13 protein-coding genes are annotated in these 16175 nt (G+C 63.8%); 7 read left to right on the plus strand and 6 right to left on the minus strand.

Annotated elements, in window-relative coordinates; all coding sequences use genetic code 11:
* Positions 1 to 16: 16 nt before the first annotated feature.
* Positions 17 to 2344, plus strand: a complete 2328-nt coding sequence (locus ASF16_RS09880; protein ID WP_056165806.1) for a penicillin-binding protein 1A — start codon at positions 17 to 19, stop codon at positions 2342 to 2344.
* Positions 2345 to 2411: 67 nt separating this feature from the next.
* On the opposite strand, the gene ASF16_RS09885 is transcribed toward ASF16_RS09880, so the two are convergent.
* From ASF16_RS09885 to ASF16_RS09895, 3 genes are all read right to left on the minus strand, one after another.
* Positions 2412 to 2636 (minus strand): DUF1737 domain-containing protein, encoded by a 225-nt coding sequence (locus ASF16_RS09885; RefSeq protein WP_056165809.1) that lies wholly within the window; start codon positions 2634 to 2636, stop codon positions 2412 to 2414.
* Positions 2637 to 2693: 57 nt separating this feature from the next.
* Positions 2694 to 3245, minus strand: a complete 552-nt coding sequence (locus tag ASF16_RS09890) for an NUDIX hydrolase (protein ID WP_056165812.1) — start codon at positions 3243 to 3245, stop codon at positions 2694 to 2696.
* Positions 3246 to 3406: 161 nt separating this feature from the next.
* The gene (locus tag ASF16_RS09895) at positions 3407 to 4102 is read right to left on the minus strand and encodes a fumarylacetoacetate hydrolase family protein (RefSeq protein ID WP_056165815.1); all 696 of its coding nucleotides are present in this window, start codon (positions 4100 to 4102) and stop codon (positions 3407 to 3409) included.
* A gap of 186 nt (positions 4103 to 4288) precedes the next feature.
* Between ASF16_RS09895 and ASF16_RS09900 the strand changes: the two genes are divergently transcribed.
* The 3 genes from ASF16_RS09900 to ASF16_RS09910 all read left to right on the plus strand — a co-directional run bounded on the left by ASF16_RS09900 (position 4289) and on the right by ASF16_RS09910 (position 6454).
* Complete coding sequence (locus ASF16_RS09900) at positions 4289 to 4744, plus strand: MarR family winged helix-turn-helix transcriptional regulator (RefSeq protein ID WP_056165819.1); 456 nt, start codon at positions 4289 to 4291, stop codon at positions 4742 to 4744.
* Positions 4745 to 4895: 151 nt separating this feature from the next.
* Positions 4896 to 5564 (plus strand): maleylacetoacetate isomerase, encoded by a 669-nt coding sequence (gene maiA, locus ASF16_RS09905; protein ID WP_056165822.1) that lies wholly within the window; start codon positions 4896 to 4898, stop codon positions 5562 to 5564.
* On the plus strand, positions 5561 to 6454 hold the full coding sequence (locus tag ASF16_RS09910) for a polyphenol oxidase family protein (protein ID WP_056165825.1): 894 nt from the start codon (positions 5561 to 5563) through the stop codon (positions 6452 to 6454). Before maiA ends, ASF16_RS09910 begins: the two co-directional genes overlap by 4 nt.
* On the opposite strand, the gene ASF16_RS25400 is transcribed toward ASF16_RS09910, so the two are convergent.
* The gene (locus ASF16_RS25400; protein WP_082516831.1) at positions 6374 to 6739 is read right to left on the minus strand and encodes a hypothetical protein; all 366 of its coding nucleotides are present in this window, start codon (positions 6737 to 6739) and stop codon (positions 6374 to 6376) included. The two genes, ASF16_RS09910 and ASF16_RS25400, sit on opposite strands and share 81 nt — an antisense overlap.
* Before the next feature lie 151 nt (positions 6740 to 6890).
* Here ASF16_RS25400 and ASF16_RS09915 point away from each other — a divergent pair, with 151 nt between their 5' ends.
* The 3 genes from ASF16_RS09915 to phbB all read left to right on the plus strand — a co-directional run bounded on the left by ASF16_RS09915 (position 6891) and on the right by phbB (position 10928).
* Positions 6891 to 8603 carry an alpha/beta hydrolase gene (locus ASF16_RS09915; protein ID WP_056165828.1) on the plus strand — a complete coding sequence of 571 codons (1713 nt, stop codon included), beginning with the start codon at positions 6891 to 6893 and terminating at the stop codon, positions 8601 to 8603.
* Positions 8604 to 8715: 112 nt separating this feature from the next.
* Positions 8716 to 9894 (plus strand): acetyl-CoA C-acetyltransferase, encoded by a 1179-nt coding sequence (locus tag ASF16_RS09920; protein WP_056165832.1) that lies wholly within the window; start codon positions 8716 to 8718, stop codon positions 9892 to 9894.
* 296 nt (positions 9895 to 10190) lie between these two features.
* Entirely contained in the window at positions 10191 to 10928 is a 738-nt protein-coding gene (gene phbB / locus ASF16_RS09925; RefSeq protein ID WP_056165834.1) for an acetoacetyl-CoA reductase, read from the plus strand.
* A gap of 532 nt (positions 10929 to 11460) precedes the next feature.
* Here the strand turns inward: phbB and ASF16_RS09930 are convergent.
* Both ASF16_RS09930 and ASF16_RS09935 read right to left on the minus strand, forming a co-directional pair.
* Positions 11461 to 13512 carry an ABC-F family ATP-binding cassette domain-containing protein gene (locus ASF16_RS09930; protein WP_056165837.1) on the minus strand — a complete coding sequence of 684 codons (2052 nt, stop codon included), beginning with the start codon at positions 13510 to 13512 and terminating at the stop codon, positions 11461 to 11463.
* Positions 13509 to 16034 (minus strand): hypothetical protein, encoded by a 2526-nt coding sequence (locus ASF16_RS09935; protein WP_156372014.1) that lies wholly within the window; start codon positions 16032 to 16034, stop codon positions 13509 to 13511. The genes ASF16_RS09930 and ASF16_RS09935 overlap by 4 nt, the downstream gene beginning before the upstream one ends.
* Between the last annotated feature and the right edge of the window lie 141 nt (positions 16035 to 16175).

Raw genomic sequence — 16175 nt, forward strand, 5'->3', positions numbered from 1 at the left:
TTTTTTCGAGTTTTTGATGCGCACATTGCTGCTCTCCTTCAAGGCCCGTGCCGCGGCGTTCTTCCGCTGGCTGGCGGGCCTGTTCGCCTGGATGCCCCGGCCGTTGCGCCTGGCACTGTTCTGGGGGGCGCTGTCGGTGCCCGCGGCGGTGCTGGTGTACACGCTGGCGCTGATCCCGTTCACGCCGTCCACCGCCGACATCCGCAAGGCCAAGAGCGAGCTGCCCGCGCAGCTCATGTCGGTGGACGGCAAGCTGCTGGCCGAGTACCGCTGGGCGAACCGCGAATGGGTCGAGCTCGACAAGATCTCGCCCCACGTGGTGGACGCGCTGATCGCCACCGAGGACCACCGTTTCTACAACCACTTCGGGCTCGACTGGCGCCGCACGGCGTCGTCGGTGGTGCACACGCTGCGCGGCGACCCGCAGGGCGGCTCCACCATCACGCAGCAGCTGGCGCGCAATCTGTTCCCGGACGAGATCGGCCGTTCGCGGGTGTTTCCGCAGGCTTTGACGCGCAAGCTCAAGGAGGCGATCACGGCGGTCAAGATCGAGGCCTCGTACAGCAAGGACGAGGTGCTGGAGACGTACCTCAACACCGTACCGTTTCTGTACAACGCCTACGGCATCGAGATGGCGGCCCGCACGTACTTCGACAAGTCGGCCGACAAGCTCACGGTGCTCGAAAGCGCCACGCTGATCGGCATGCTCAAGGGCACGGCCTACTACAACCCCGTGCTCAACCCCGAGCGCGCCCAGGCACGGCGCAACACCGTGCTGTCGCAGATGGTCAAGCGCGGCAAGCTGGAGCAGGCGCAGTTCGACGACCTGCAAAAGCGCCCGCTGCGCGTCAACTTCGAGCGCCAGACCGAGGTCATGGGCCCGGCGCCGCACTTTGCGATCCAGCTGCGCAAGCAGCTCATCGACTGGGCCGACAGCCATGGCTACAACCTGTATGCCGATGGCCTGGTGATCCGCACCACCATCGACTCGCGCCTGCAGAACTTTGCCAACCAGGCGGTCGCCCGCCAGGGCAAGCAGCTGCAAACCGTGGCCGACGCCGCCTGGAGCAAGCGCGACGGCTGGGGGCCGGGCAACGAGCTGGTGCAGACGCTGGTGCGCGAAAGCGCCGAGTTCCGCACGGCCGTCGACAAGGGCGAGACGCCCGAGGACGCCCAGAAGGCGCTGCTGGCGGACGAGGCCTTCCTGCAGAAGCTGCGCGCCGACAAGACGCGCGTGCAGGCCGGCTTTCTGGCGCAGGACCCTGTCACCGGCCACGTGCTGGCCTGGGTGGGCAGCCGCGACTTCGCGCAGGACCCGTTCGACCATGTGCAGGCAGCGCGCCGCCAGCCGGGCTCCACCTTCAAGCCCTTCGTCTACGGCGCCGCGTTTGCGCAGGGCGCCCAGCCCACCGACATGCTGATGGACGCTGCGGTGGAAATCCCCTTGGGCGGCGGCCGCGTGTGGCGCCCCACCGACGGCGGCCCGCCGAGCGACCAGCCGATGAGCCTGGCCGACGGCCTGGCGCTGTCCAAGAACACCATCACCGCCCAGGTGATGCACCAGGTGGGCCCGGCCCGCGTGGCCGAGGTGGCGCGGGCGCTGGGCGTGCGCCAGTCGCCGCTGGAAGAAGTGCCCTCGCTGGCACTCGGCACGAGCCCGGTGACGCTCAAGGAGATGATCTCGGCCTACAGCAGCATCGTGAACCTGGGCCGCTATGTGGAGCCGGTGCTCATCACCAGCATCGAGGACCGCCACGGCAAGGTGCTGGAGACCTTTGCCAAGCCCGTGCCCGAGGCCGTCTTCGACGCGCGCGCCGCCCAGGTGCTGCGCAACACCATGCGCGGTGCGGTGGACCGGGGCACGGCCACGGCGATCCGCTCGCGCTACGGCATCCAGGCCGACGTGGCGGGCAAGACGGGCACCACGCAGGACAACACGGACGGCTGGTTCATCCTGATGCAGCCCCATGTGGTGGCGGGCGCCTGGGCCGGCTTCAACGACGGCCGCATCACGCTGCGCAGCGACCATTGGGGGCAGGGTGCCCGCAGTGCGCTGCCCATGGTGGGCGAGTTCATGCAGCAGGCCATCCGCACCAAGGTGGTGGATGGGCAGGAGCGGTTCTTCGACGAGTTCGACACCACACCGCCGCCGTCGCAAATGCCGCCACCGGGGGATGCTCCGCTCGGCGCCATGCGCGACTGGATCCGCGGGCTGTTTGGCAGCGACCCGCAATCGCAGCCCCAGATGCCGGGCCAAGGGCCCGGTGGGCTGCCACCGGTGACGCACGACCCACCGGGTTCGACGGCACCGCCGGTGCCTGCCGAGGAACGCACGGGCGGTTAGCGGTCAGACATGCGCAGCGCTGGAGTCATCGCTCTGGTCGTGGCAGCGTTGCCTCGCCGATCCCTGCCTAGAGCGTTGTGTGCCGAACGCCCGGCCAGATGACCGCCTGCGCCACGATCACGGTCTGGCCGTTGAACGTGGCTGCGGGCGAGCCGTGCAGCACGTAGCCCAGCGCCAGCGCATCGCTCACCCGGCGGCAGAACGCGGCATCGTCGGGGCCGGTGAGCAACCGGTAGCTGGGCATCCCGTCCGGTGGTGCCGCCGCAGTGGGTGGGGCAGAAGGCAAGGGCATGGTGGGTAGGGTAGGGTGGGGTGGGGTGCGACCGCCAGCGTGTCGCTGTGCGGCTCGCTACTCGATGTCGATGCAGTGCAGTCCGAAGCTGCCCGTCTTGCGGTCCGCGAAGTAGGCCTCCAGCGTTTCCTTGACCGTGCGAAAGGCGATCTCGTCCCACGGGATCTCGTCTTCGGTGAACAGGCGCGCCTCGATGGTCTCGAAACCCGGGTTGAACTGGTCGCTGAGCAAGTGGGCCCGGTAGAAGAAATGCACCTGCCCCACGCGGGGCACATTGAGCAGGCTGAACAGCGGGCCCATCTCGATCTGCGCACCGGCTTCCTCATCCGTCTCGCGCGCGGCGCCCTGGGCCGTGGTTTCTTCCAGCTCCATGAACCCGGCCGGCAGCGTCCACTTGCCCCAGCGCGGCTCGATGTTGCGCTTGCACAGCAGCACGCGCCCATCCGCCATGACGGGCACCGTGCCCACCACATTGAGCGGGTTTTCGTAGTGCACGGTGTTGCAGGCAGGGCAGACGGCACGCAGCTTGGTATCGCCGTCGTCGGGCAGGCGGTAGACCACGGCGGTGCCGCAGGCGCGGCAGTGTTGGATGGGGCTGCGGAAGGTCATGCGTGGTTTTTGGTTCAAATAGGCCGCTACCGCTTGTTCAGCATGCGCAAGCAGCTATGAAAAGCATAGTGTAGCGGGCGGCGCGGGCGCCAAGGCCTGTGCGCAGGGCCGGCCAATGCAAGGCCGTGCACAGCGGGCCACGGTGCACGCGCCGTCGGTGGTCACACCACGGTCAGGCGCAGCGTGCCCAGGCCTTCCACGCCACCTTCCAGCACATCACCGCGTACCACGGCGCCCACGCCTTCGGGGGTGCCTGTGTAGATCAGGTCGCCGGGCTGCAGCTCCCAGGCTGCAGACAGGTGCTCGATGGTCTCGGCGATGTTCCAGATCAGCTGCGCCACGGTGCTGCGCTGCTTGTCGGCACCGTTGACCTGCAGCCAGATGCCGGCGTTGGCGACGTCGCCCGCCTGGGCTGCGGGCGTGATGGGGCCGATGGGTGCGCTGGCGTCAAAGCCCTTGCCGATGCACCAGGGGCGGCCTTGCTTCTTCATGTCGTTCTGCAGGTCGCGGCGCGTCATGTCCAGGCCCACGGCGTAGCCGTAGATGTGCGAGAGCGCGTCGGCGGCAGCGATGTTCTTGCCGCCCTTGCCAATGGCCACCACCAGCTCGATCTCGTGGTGCAGGTTGGCGGTGAGGGTGGGGTAGGGCAGCTGGCCCGTTTCGCCCGCGTTGACCACCACGATGGCATCGGCCGGCTTCATGAAGAAGAAGGGCGGCTCGCGGCCGGTGAAGCCCATCTCCTTGGCATGCTCTTCGTAATTGCGGCCCACGCAGTAGATGCGGTGGACGGGGAAACGGTCGCCGCTGCCGACCACGGGCACGCTGGCCACTGGCGCGGGAGAAAACACGTAGCTCATGTCTGCCTTTCTTGTGTCGCTCGATGTGAATGAGGGGCCGGGCCGTTGTCAGCCGCCACGGGCCGCAAGGGGCCGCGACAGGTGCGGCGAGGGGGTCTGTGGACCCGGGGGGCGCCGCAGCCAGCCCGAAAGTGGCAGTGTGCCATGGCTGCAAGGCCCGTGCAGCCAGAGGCTACACTCGCGCCCATGGCAAAGAGCTTCGATTTCCACAACACGCCAGGCCACCTGGTGCGCCGCGCACACCAGCGCACCGTGGCCCTTTTCATGGAAGAGACGGCCGGGTTCGATGTGACGCCTGTGCAGTTCGCCATCCTGCATGAGCTGCTGGCCCAGCCGGGCGAAGACCAGGTCACCCTCGCATCGCGCGTGGCATTTGATGCGGCCACGTCGGGGTCGGTGATCGGCCGGCTGGAGAAACGCGGCTGGATCCGCCGCGAACCCGACACCCGCGACCGCCGCCGCAAGCTGCTGTGGATCACGCCCGAAGGCGAGGTCGCCGCCTTGCAGATGCGCGACGCCGCGCAGCGCGTGCAAGAGCGCCTGATGGCCCCGCTCGATGCGCAGGAGCGCAGCGACCTGATGGCGATGCTGACCAAGGTGGTCTACCAGCACCAGGACCCGGCAGGCGCCTCGGGGGCCTGACCGGCTCGCTGAAATCGTTTTGACACCGCTCTGACACAGCCCTGAGATCACTTTGCCAGCCGGACGGCTGATCGCTTCGCGGCAGTCCGCCGCAGGCATGGCCCACTGACCCGTGGCGCCGGGTGCGCCGAATCAAAGACATCCATACCGCATGCAGCTCTACAACTACTTTCGCTCCTCGGCCTCTTACCGTGTGCGCATAGCGCTGGCGATCAAGGGCCTGGACTACGACTACCTGCCCGTGCACCTCGTCAAGGGCGAGCACCAGCAGCCCGCCTACACCGCCCGCGTCGGCGATGCCCTGGTGCCCACGCTGGTGACCGACGACGGCGCCGCGCTGGTGCAGTCGATGGCGATCATCGAGTATCTGGACGAAACGCATCCCACGCCCGCGCTGCTGCCCGCCGACCCGCTGGCTCGGGCCCGCGTGCGCGCGCTGGCGCAGATGGTGGCGTGCGAGATCCATCCCATTAACAACCTGCGGGTGCTCAAGTACCTGGTGCGCGAACTGAAGGTGGAAGAAGACGCCAAGAACGCCTGGTACCACCACTGGGCCCGCAGCGGCCTGGAGGCCTTCGAGCGCCAGCTGGCGTTGCTGGCCCGGGAGCGCGAGAGCCAGGGCCTGCCGCCATCACAGCTGTGCTGGGGCGACACGCCCACGCTGGCCGACTGCTGCCTGGTGCCGCAAATCTTCAATGCCCAGCGGTTCAAAGTGAACCTGGACGGCCTGCCGCTCACCATGGGCGTACACGCCGCGTGCCTGGCCCTGCCGGCATTCCAGAAGGCCCAGCCTTCGGCCTGTCCGGACCACGAAGCTTGACTGACGCCATCGCTACCGCAGAGGCCGCTGACTGGCTGGTGCCCGACTGGCCTGTGCCCCCGGGCGTGCACGCACTGTGCACCACGCGCGCTGGCGGGGTCAGCCAGCCGCCTTATGACAGCCTGAACCTGGGCATCCACGTTGGCGACGACCGTGCGGCGGTGCGCGCCAATCGGCTGCGACTGGAGGCCCGTGTGCAGGCGGTGTCCGCGGGCGTGCGGCCTGTCTTCTTGAACCAGGTGCATGGTGACGGCGTGGTGCAGCTTGACAGCGCCACAGCCGATGGCACGGATGCCGATGCCTGCGTGGCCACGGAAGCCGGCGTGGCCTGCACCATCATGGTGGCCGACTGCCTGCCGGTGCTGCTGGCCCACCGCTCGGGGGCTGTGGTGGCTGCAGCGCATGCAGGGTGGCGGGGCTTGGCGGGGCAGGGGGGCCAGGGTGTGCTGGAGGCTGTGGTAAAGCGTTTTGGTGCCCTTGCGCTTGCCCATCAAGCGCCAGGCGCTATCAATATCGAAGCAAGCGTGCTGGCAGCATCTGGGGGGGCGACCCTTGGTGCCGCACCGGACACCATGGTTTGGCTGGGCCCTTGTATCGGGCCCACCGTGTTCGAGGTCGGTGCCGAGGTGCGTGCAGCGTTCTGCGATGTGTCTGCGGCCGCGCAGGGCTGCTTCACGCCCCGTGCCGGCCTGCCAGGCAAGTACCTGTGTGATCTGGCAGGACTGGCGCGGTTGCGGCTGGAGGCCCTGGGCATCACCAGTATCTACGGCAATGACAGCAGCCCCGCCTGGTGCACGGTGACCAATGCTTCACGGTTCTTTTCGCACCGGCGCGACAGCGGTACCCTGGGCAGCAGCGGGCGCTTCGCCGCCTGTATCTGGCGCGACTGAGCCTGATGCAGGTGTCGGGTCAACAACACCACCGTCGACCCCTGCATTTACTGGTTGGGCTGCCGCCTGCTGTGCGTCGTACGCGGCCTGCTCAGCCGCCTGGCGCGCCTTGATCTTCCGTTTGCGTGACGGTGTCCCGAGGATGTACACCAGGATGCTCATGGGCAGCAGGCCATACAGCACAAAGGTGACGATCGCGCCCAGCACTGTGCCCACGGGGCTGGTGGCTTCGGCCACGGCCATCATGAGAGTGACGTAGGTCCAGACGATGACGATCAGGTACATTGGTTGCGGGTATTGAATTGAACAAGCGGTTGGATGTAAGAACACGTTCCGAGATGGGTTGAAGCCGTTGCCTTGCACAAGTCGGTAAGCAACAATGAAGTCGAGAGACAAAGCCCAGCCGCTGCGAACGACCAACCACCGAGGAAAGAACATGAATTCTGAATCACCCTGGGCCGAGAGCGCCCAGCAGTTCCAACAGATTTTCGGGCAAAGCTGGTCGCAGGCATTGCAGTCGTTCCAGAAGATGGATCTTGGAGCATCCACATCTGCCTCCGCACCCACCGCTCCCCAGCTTCAGTTCTCCCCGTCCAAGCTGCAGGCCTTGCAGCAGCAGTACCTGGATGAAGCCAAACAATTGTGGGCGCAAGGCCTGCAGGGCACGCCCGAGGTCAAGGACCGGCGGTTTTCCGGCGAAGGCTGGGCCGCCAACCCGGTGGCCGCATTCTCTGCCGCAGCCTACCTGCTCAACGCACGCACCCTGATGGGCCTGGCCGACGCGGTGGAGTCCGACGAGAAGACCAAGGCGCGCATCCGCTTCGGCGTGGAGCAGTGGATGGCCGCCATGGCGCCCAGCAACTTCCTGGCCTTCAACGCCGAAGCGCAGAAGAAAGCCATCGAGACCAAGGGCGAGAGCATTGCCAAAGGCATGCAGAACCTGCTGCACGACATCACGCAAGGCCATGTCTCCATGACGGACGAGAGCCTGTTCGAGGTGGGCCGCAATGTGGCCACTACCGAAGGGGCCGTGGTGTTCGAGAACGAGCTGTTCCAGCTGCTCGAATACAAGCCGCTCACCGCCAAGGTGTACGAGCGCCCATTCTTGCTGGTGCCGCCTTGCATCAACAAGTTCTACATCCTCGACCTGCAGCCCGAGAACTCGCTCATTCGCTACGCAGTGGACCAGGGCCACCGCACTTTCGTGGTCAGCTGGCGCAACCCCGACGACACCCTGGCACACAAGGCCTGGGACGACTATGTCGAAGACGGCGCCATGGCGGCCATCGACGTGGTGCAGAGCATCACCGGGGCCGAGCAGATCAATGCGCTGGGTTTCTGCGTGGGGGGCACCATCCTGAGCAACGCCCTGGCGGTGCTGGCAGCGCGGGGTGAAGAGCCCGTGGCCAGCGCCACCTTCCTCACCACGCTCATCGACTTTTCGGACACCGGCATTCTGGATGTGTTCATCGACGAAGCCTTCGTCAAGTTCCGCGAGATGCAGATGGGCCAAGGTGGGCTGATGAAGGGGCAGGACCTGGCATCGACCTTCAGCTTCTTGCGCCCCAACGACCTGGTGTGGAACTACGTGGTGGGCAACTACCTCAAGGGCGAAACGCCGCCACCGTTTGACCTGCTGTACTGGAACAGCGACAGCACCAACCTGCCGGGCCCGTTCTACGCGTGGTACCTGCGCAATTTCTACCTGGAGAACAGCCTGGTCAAACCCGGTAAGCTCACCGTGTGCAGCGAGAAGATGGACCTGGGCCAGCTGACCATGCCCGTGTACATCTACGGCTCTCGCGAGGACCACATCGTGCCTGCCACCGCGGCCTATGCCTCCACCCAGGTGCTGCCGGGCAAGAAGCGCTTCGTGATGGGCGCATCGGGCCACATCGCCGGCGTGATCAACCCGCCCTCCAAGGGAAAGCGCAGCCACTGGATACGTGCCGACGGCAAGTTCCCGGCCACGCTGGACCAGTGGCTCGAAGGTGCCACCGAGCACCCTGGCAGTTGGTGGACCGACTGGTCCGGCTGGCTCAAGGGCCATGCCGGCAAGCAGATCGCCGCGCCCAAGGCGTACGGCAAGGGCACCAAGTTCAAAGCCATCGAGCCCGCGCCAGGCAGCTACGTTAAGCAAAAGTCCTGAAAAGTCCTGACTTGAAGGCCTGAGAGAATTACCCGGCGAGACCGCCATTCACGCAAACCAGACAAGCTCGCCAGCGGGCCTGCACCGACCCAACCACAAAGAAGGACATTCCATGGAAGACATCGTCATCGTTTCGGCCACCCGCACTGCTGTGGGCAAGTTTGGTGGCGCATTGGCCAAGACCCCGGCGACCGAACTGGGCGCCATCGTGATCCGCGAAGCCATCGCACGCGCGGGCCTGTCGTCCGACCAGATCGGCGAAGTCATCATGGGCCAGGTGCTGACCGCCGGCGTGGGGCAAAACCCCGCCCGCCAGGCCTCCATCAAGGCCGGTGTGGCCAAGGAAACTCCGGCCCTCACCATCAACGCCGTGTGCGGCTCGGGCCTCAAGGCTGTGATGCTGGCCGCCCAGGCCGTGGCCTGGGGCGACAGCGAGATCGTGGTGGCGGGCGGACAGGAAAGCATGAGCCTGGCCCCCCACGTGCTGCCCGGCTCGCGCGACGGCCAGCGCATGGGCGACTGGAAGCTCGTCGACACCATGATCGTGGACGGCCTGTGGGACGTCTACAACCAGTACCACATGGGCATCACCGCCGAGAACGTGGCCAAGCAATACGGCATCACCCGCGACATGCAGGACGCCCTGGCGCTGGGCAGCCAGCAAAAGGCTGCGGCCGCGCAGGACGCCGGCAAGTTTGCCGATGAGATCGTGGGCGTGAGCCTGGCGCAAAAGAAGGGCGACCCCATCCTCTTCAACGCCGACGAATACCTCAACCGCAAGACCAATGCAGAAGCCCTGGCCGGCCTGCGCCCCGCCTTCGACAAGGCAGGAAGCGTCACCGCTGGCAATGCATCGGGCCTGAACGACGGCGCAGCCGCCGTGGTGGTGATGAGTGCCAAAAAGGCGGCGGCCCTCGGCCTCAAACCCCTGGCCCGCATCGCGTCCTTTGGCACCACGGGCCTCGACCCCGCCACCATGGGCATGGGCCCCGTGTCGGCCACGCGCAGGGCGCTGGAGCGCGCCGGCTGGAACGCCGCCGACGTGGACCTGTTCGAGCTGAACGAAGCCTTCGCTGCGCAAGCCTGCGCGGTGAACAAAGAGCTGGGGATCGATCCGTCCAAGGTCAATGTGAACGGCGGCGCCATTGCCATCGGCCACCCCATCGGCGCATCTGGCTGCCGCATCCTGGTCACGCTGCTGCATGAAATGCAGCGCCGTAACGCGAAGAAAGGCATCGCCGCACTGTGCATTGGCGGTGGCATGGGCGTGTCCTTGGCCCTCGAACGCTGATCGGCATCCACTGGGGACCGGGATCGCGCAGGAGCCTCTGCGATCCCTTTGTCGCTGGGACAGCCGTGAAAAAGCCGCGCTTTGGCGCGGCTTTTTTGTTTCCGGTTGTCGCCGGCGCTTAAGCGCAGACACGCACCAAAACAGTGACGAACAGCAGGAGACGTGGATAGCGCTTGCTGCAGGCATACCAATATGTCGAAAACGAAAGGGGCTTCAGTGTTTTCCTTCACGGCAGTGCCTGAATTCTTGGTTAGAGTGGCGGTGAGCGCATCACACAATCAACAAGGAGAAATCACATGAGCCAGAAAGTTGCATACGTCACCGGCGGCATGGGCGGCATCGGCACCGCCATCTGCCAGCGCCTGCACAAAGAGGGCTTCAAGGTCATCGCTGGCTGCGGCCCGACCCGTGACCATGCCAAATGGCTGGCTGAACAAAAGGCCCAGGGCTACAGCTTCTACGCGTCCGTGGGCAATGTGGGGGATTGGGATTCCACGGTGGAAGCCTTCGGCAAGACCAAGGCCGAGCACGGCACCATCGACGTGCTGGTGAACAACGCCGGCATCACCCGCGACCGCATGTTCCTCAAGATGTCGCGCGAAGACTGGGACGCAGTCATCGAAACCAACCTCAACAGCATGTTCAACGTCACCAAACAAGTGGTGGCAGACATGGTGGAAAAAGGCTGGGGCCGCATCATCAACATCAGTTCCGTCAACGGCGAAAAAGGGCAGGCCGGTCAGACTAACTATTCGGCGGCCAAGGCCGGTATGCATGGTTTCTCGATGGCATTGGCCCAGGAGCTCGCCACCAAGGGTGTGACCGTGAACACCGTGAGCCCTGGATACATCGGCACCGACATGGTCAAGGCCATCCGTCCTGACGTGCTGGAGAAGATTGTCGCCACCGTGCCCGTCAAGCGCCTGGGCGAACCCAGCGAAATCGCTTCGATCATTGCCTGGCTGGCTTCGGAAGAGGGTGGATACGCCACCGGTGCTGACTTCTCCGTCAACGGCGGTTTGCACATGGGCTGATGGCCCACTGCCCCCCTTCCGCGGGGGGCACCATGCAACGGCAATGCGTGCCGCCAAAAGCAAAAACCCCGCAGTGCGGGGTTTTTTGTTGGGGAGAACATTCATGAGGGCAAGCTATGGGGTCGCTTGCAACCGAAGATGCCTCCTGGACGAAGCCCGGCCTTCTGGCGCACCGCTGCAAAAACACGGTCTGCGGATTAAGGTCGGGGCTTTCATGATTTCAAATCCGAGGATTTGGATTTTGAACAGGGCCGAGGCGGTCTCAGAAGCGAGCGGGAGCGCGTTTGCGGTCGCGTTCGTCTTCGGGCCAGGCGGACAAGATTGCGGTGGTATTCATCTGAAAAACTCCTGTGATGTACCAACAACGCGGGCCTGTCGGGTTGCGTTGACAGCCTTTCGCAAAAAAATGCAACCGCTCCGCCCCTGTTCTTTACATTCCAATTTGCTATTGAATTTGTAGCTGCTTGTCATTGGTGGACAAGCGCTACAGTATCAAAATACCATGCTAAATTTACATGGTTTTACATCTTGGTCAGGCCGAGGCCGTCTGAATTTCTTCGATCGACGAAGAAATTTCGAGCCACCGTTCTTCCAGTTGCGCTGTCTCGTCGTGTCCCGCTTTCAGGCGTTTGCCGCAGTCGGCAATGTCGGATGGCGGCAGCGCCTCCGTCAGCTTTCGCTCTAGGTCCGCCCGTTCAGCCGACAGTGCCGCCAGGCGCTTGTCGATGGCTTCCAATTCCTTCTTGAGCGGTTTGGTTTTTTCAGATTGCTGTAGGCGAGCCTGCGCATCGAGCTTGCGCTGCTCCCGACCGTCCCGGGCAGGGGGTTGAGCGGCCGCAGGGGCCGCATTGGGGGTTGTCGCAGGAGAAACTGGGGGGGGCGCAGCCGATGGCGCTGCAGCCACTGGCGCGGCGTCGGCACGAGCTGTTGACGTCTGTGCCTGGTCGGCCTGACGTGCTTCCTCTCGCAGGCGCCGAGATTCGTCGAGCAGGTAGCGCTGGTAGGCGTCCAGGTCCCCGTCAAACGGCCCCACCACGCCACGGCCCACCATCCAGAAGTCTTCGCAGACCGAGCGCAGCAGCGCGCGGTCATGGCTGACCAGCATGACGGTGCCGTCGAAGTCGTTGAGCGCCATGGCCAGGGCTTCGCGGGTTGCCAGGTCCAGGTGGTTGGTAGGCTCGTCCAGCAGCAGCAGGTTGGGACGTTGCCAGACGATCATCGCCAGTACCAAGCGGGCCTTTTCGCCGCCGCTCATGGTGCCCACGGCCTGCTTGACCATGTCGCCCGTGAAGTTGAACGTGCCCAGGTAGCTGCGCAGGTCCTGCTCGCGGCTCGGTTGCTTGAGGTCTGGGCCCAGCTCCTTGGCCAAGCGAATCATGTGCTCCAGCGGGTTTTCCGCCGGGCGCAACACATCGAGCTCTTGCTGCGCAAAGTAGCCGATGTTCAGTCCCTTGCCTTCGGTCACGCTGCCGTCCAGCGCCTTCATGGTGCGGGCAATGGTCTTGACCAGTGTCGACTTGCCCTGGCCGTTGGCACCCAGAATGCCGATGCGCTGGCCTGCCAGCACCGAGCGATTGACGTTCGACAAAATGGTGGTCGGCACGCCGTCCTCGTCTACATAGCCGAACGAGGCGTCGCTGATGGCCAGCATCGGGTTGGGCAGGTTGGCCGGTTCCTTGAATTCGAAGGTGAAGTCGGCTTCAGCCAGCACAGGCGCAATTTTTTCCATGCGGTCCAGCTGCTTGACGCGGCTTTGCGCCTGCTTGGCCTTGCTGGCCTTGGCCTTGAAGCGGTCGATGAACTTCTGCAGGTGGGCCATCTTTTCCTGCTGCTTGGAAAAGCTGGCTTGTTGCAACTCGAGCTGCTGCGCGCGCAGCTCTTCGAACTTGCTGTAGTTGCCGCCGTAGCGGTTCAACTGGCCCGTCTGGATCTGCAGGGTGACATTGGTGATGGCGTCCAGGAACTCCCGGTCATGGCTGATCACGATCATGGTGCCGGCGTAGCGTTTGAGCCAGGCTTCCAGCCAGACCAGGGCGTCCAAGTCCAAGTGGTTGGTGGGCTCGTCGAGCAGCAGCAGGTCGCTCGGACACATCAGCGCGCGCGCCAGCTGCAGGCGCATGCGCCAGCCGCCCGAGAAGCTGTCGACCGGGTTCTCGAGCTCGCTGACGCGGAAACCCAGGCCCAGAATCAAAGCCTGCGCTCGCGCAACCGCGTCGTGCGCGCCGGCATCGTGCAGGTCCGAATACGCATGGGCGATGGCCATGCCGTCGTCACTGGCCTCGGCGTCCAGCAACTGCTGCTGCACCTCGGCCAAGCGGGTGTCACCCTCCAGCACAAAATCCGTCGCCGACTGATCGGTCTCGGGCATGTTCTGCGCCACCTCGGCCATCCGCCAGCTGGTGGGGATGTGGAAGTCGCCGCCGTCTTCATGCAGTTTGCCACTCAGCAGCGCAAACAGGCTGGATTTGCCCGCGCCATTGCGCCCCACCAGACCGACGTTTTCGCCTGGGTTGATGGTGGCAGACACACTGTCGAGCACGACTTTGGCGCCGCGTCGCAGGGTAACGTTTTTAAGGGTAATCATTGAGGATGTACTGAAAACCACGCCCAACCAGCGTGCCTCCCGAGCACCCGCAGTTGAGGGTTGTTCAAAAATTGATCGGCATCAGCTTCTTTGGTGAGTACCACTTGAGCGCCGGTCGCTTTGAAATCAAAGCGCGCTGCATCAATGGTCACGAACACCGTGTCCGAAAGCTGTGAACGGGTACTTACGCGGTATGTGCTCGGAGGCTCGACCTCCCCAGGAGCGAAAAAAAGATGCTGGTAACGATTGACGACAGGGATATCTGCTTGCGGGAGGTGCATTTCTGCCCACAGTGAAAACTGCGGATAGTAGAAAACACCGTTCACCACCGGGACACCCGCTGAAGCCAGCGACATGGCGGCGCGCATGCCGTTATCTATGCCGACCGTTAACACACGCTTCCATGAAGCGGAGGTTCCTGGCTCCGAAATCTGCAAGAAAGGACGTACCGCTGGATGCAATTGTATTTGACCCGGGCCTCGAGCGATCGGATTGAAGCTTACGGCTGCAATCAGGTACAGCAGCAGGTGGAGCGACAAGGCGGCCCACATTTGGCCCAGAGATAGCCAGTAAGCTATCAAAAAGCCTGCAACGGCCATCGTTGTCAAGAACACTGGACTGAGCGAGGGATACAGAACGTCAGGCAGCGCCAGCAATGCGACCGTGATCAGGCATGCACTGCCTGCGGCGGTCGCCAGCGACGAGAGGTGGATTGACCGGTATTGATGGTTGCGGGCAGGTGTCCCACTGGGTACCAGTGCGAGCAATACCGTGCAGCCCAGTGCCAACGCCAGATCTACTCTATGGGATGGCACGATATGCCAGAGCAACGCTTTGGATAGCCAGAGCGGTACGCCAAAAACGATAAAAACCAAAGTCCAGGCGGTGAACACGCTCCACGCGCAAGCCATCCATCGGTGTTGACCTGTGGGGCCCGTAATCAGTCGCCAAGCTAGGAGCGCCAAAGGAATGGGTAGAAGAAAGTAGGCTCCAAACTCGCTCGCATTGGTTTCGCTTGCCCCTAGATGCGTCAGTGTGTCCAGATTGGAGTATCCGCGCGTCAGCCAATACAGAGGGAACTCACCACCTTGCAGAGCTGCCCGCCCGCCCGGATAGACCGTGCCTTGCATGATGGCTATGGCATCTCTGGCATCGAACCACCACACCCCGAGCAGTGCAGCAGCGATGGCTACCGACAGCAAAAGTGCTGGTAGAAAGATTCGCTGGGGTTTTGGTCGCTGGTCTGCGCACCAGGCGAGCAGCAAGAGGCAGCACAGCAGAGCCAGTGGAATTTGCCAAGGCGGATACAGAACCAATGCAAATCCCGCGGCGAACAAACCCAATAGCACTGACAGCAGCCAAATGCGCATTGCTTGGACGGCCTGCACCATCGACATGATGGCCCACAGTGCGCCCACAGCGAAAAAAACTGTGTACAAGGGCCAGTAGGACCATCCCGTCGCATATGGTGCCAAGCAGAACAGAAGGGACAGCACCAAATTTCTGGATGAACGTGTAGGGGCCAGTTGGTTCAGAAACCCCCACAACGCCAGCAAACAGGCAAACAAGGGGAAAAACCAATACCAAGCCAGCGCGTTGGGGAGCGGTAGCACGAAGAAGCCCCAGGTAGCCGGCCGTGCAAGAGCAGATACATGAAGTACCGGCACCCCAGTCATCCCGATGATCATCATGTTTTGGCCATCGTTACCCAGATGGTGATTGATCATCGGGAAAGGGGGCTGATGGTGCGCCTGGGCCAGAGCGCTGGGAGTGATCACCAGCCACTCATCCGACCGGATGGCACGTGGGGACAGCGCTACAGCCCGCATACCGCTTTCAGGTGCCAAAAAGGCATGCGATCCAGCCTTGTCGGGATCGCCAACCAGCAATTGCAAAGACACGCCAGTCCATCCCGACGCCACCAGCATCGCGAAGGCTCCCAAGATCAGCAGTGCAATCAGGCGGGTATTCTTTGCAAGTGCCGCATCGAGTTGCCGCACCAAAACGGACGCTCTCGAAATGCGGCTGCACACAAACAGCACGACCAAAAATGCTGTCAGCAATGCAGCGAGCCACCAATGCCGAGCGGGAATGGCAAGTGTTGAAAATGCTCGTGCTTGATCCGACGCCGGGGCCAGGTCTTGCTCGATATGGCTCCACTTGGCGGTGACGGAGACTGGATGTTGCCCCCAGCTCAGATCCCTCGGTGTTTGTACGTCGAGAACGAACCCAGCCATTGCGGGCGACACGCCCGGAAAACTGGCGTTGACGTCATCGCGCGCAACCTGATGCTTGGCGATGATCGAAACCTCGCGCCCGTCGATGCGTACGACGAAGGAGGAGGGTGGCTCAGCATTTGATGCATTGAAGCTCCAGCCCTGAATCTGAACTTTCCGTTGGTCGCGGTCATAGATCACGGAGTCCACGGATCCGCGAGCGACAGGCTCCGACAATCTGGCGCCGCGCGGCAGCTCCTGTGCCTGCAGCGCGGGCAGTACAACGAGTGCAAGGAGGGCAAACATGGCGATCGCCCATGGCGTGCCCACTGACCGGATCAGTCCACAGAGCCACTGACGCGCGCAAGTGACTGCGGTACAAGCAAGCACGACGCCCGGCGACGTCTGGCCAGGGCCAGCTACCGTGGATAACACGGGCCAAGTGCT

The organism is Acidovorax sp. Leaf78 (assembly GCF_001422735.1).
GTDB lineage: Bacteria > Pseudomonadota > Gammaproteobacteria > Burkholderiales > Burkholderiaceae_C > Acidovorax.

Coding starts and splice junctions, on each gene's coding strand:
- ASF16_RS09880 (WP_056165806.1), top strand. CDS start 17: ATGCGCACATTGCTGCTCTCCTTCAAGGCCCGTGCCGCGGCGTTCTTC.
- ASF16_RS09885 (WP_056165809.1), bottom strand. CDS start 2,636: ATGCCCTTGCCTTCTGCCCCACCCACTGCGGCGGCACCACCGGACGGG.
- ASF16_RS09890 (WP_056165812.1), bottom strand. CDS start 3,245: ATGACCTTCCGCAGCCCCATCCAACACTGCCGCGCCTGCGGCACCGCC.
- ASF16_RS09895 (WP_056165815.1), bottom strand. CDS start 4,102: ATGAGCTACGTGTTTTCTCCCGCGCCAGTGGCCAGCGTGCCCGTGGTC.
- ASF16_RS09900 (WP_056165819.1), top strand. CDS start 4,289: ATGGCAAAGAGCTTCGATTTCCACAACACGCCAGGCCACCTGGTGCGC.
- maiA (WP_056165822.1), top strand. CDS start 4,896: ATGCAGCTCTACAACTACTTTCGCTCCTCGGCCTCTTACCGTGTGCGC.
- ASF16_RS25400 (WP_082516831.1), bottom strand. CDS start 6,739: ATGTACCTGATCGTCATCGTCTGGACCTACGTCACTCTCATGATGGCC.
- ASF16_RS09915 (WP_056165828.1), top strand. CDS start 6,891: ATGAATTCTGAATCACCCTGGGCCGAGAGCGCCCAGCAGTTCCAACAG.
- ASF16_RS09920 (WP_056165832.1), top strand. CDS start 8,716: ATGGAAGACATCGTCATCGTTTCGGCCACCCGCACTGCTGTGGGCAAG.
- phbB (WP_056165834.1), top strand. CDS start 10,191: ATGAGCCAGAAAGTTGCATACGTCACCGGCGGCATGGGCGGCATCGGC.
- ASF16_RS09930 (WP_056165837.1), bottom strand. CDS start 13,512: ATGATTACCCTTAAAAACGTTACCCTGCGACGCGGCGCCAAAGTCGTG.
- ASF16_RS09935 (WP_156372014.1), bottom strand. CDS start 16,034: ATGTTTGCCCTCCTTGCACTCGTTGTACTGCCCGCGCTGCAGGCACAG.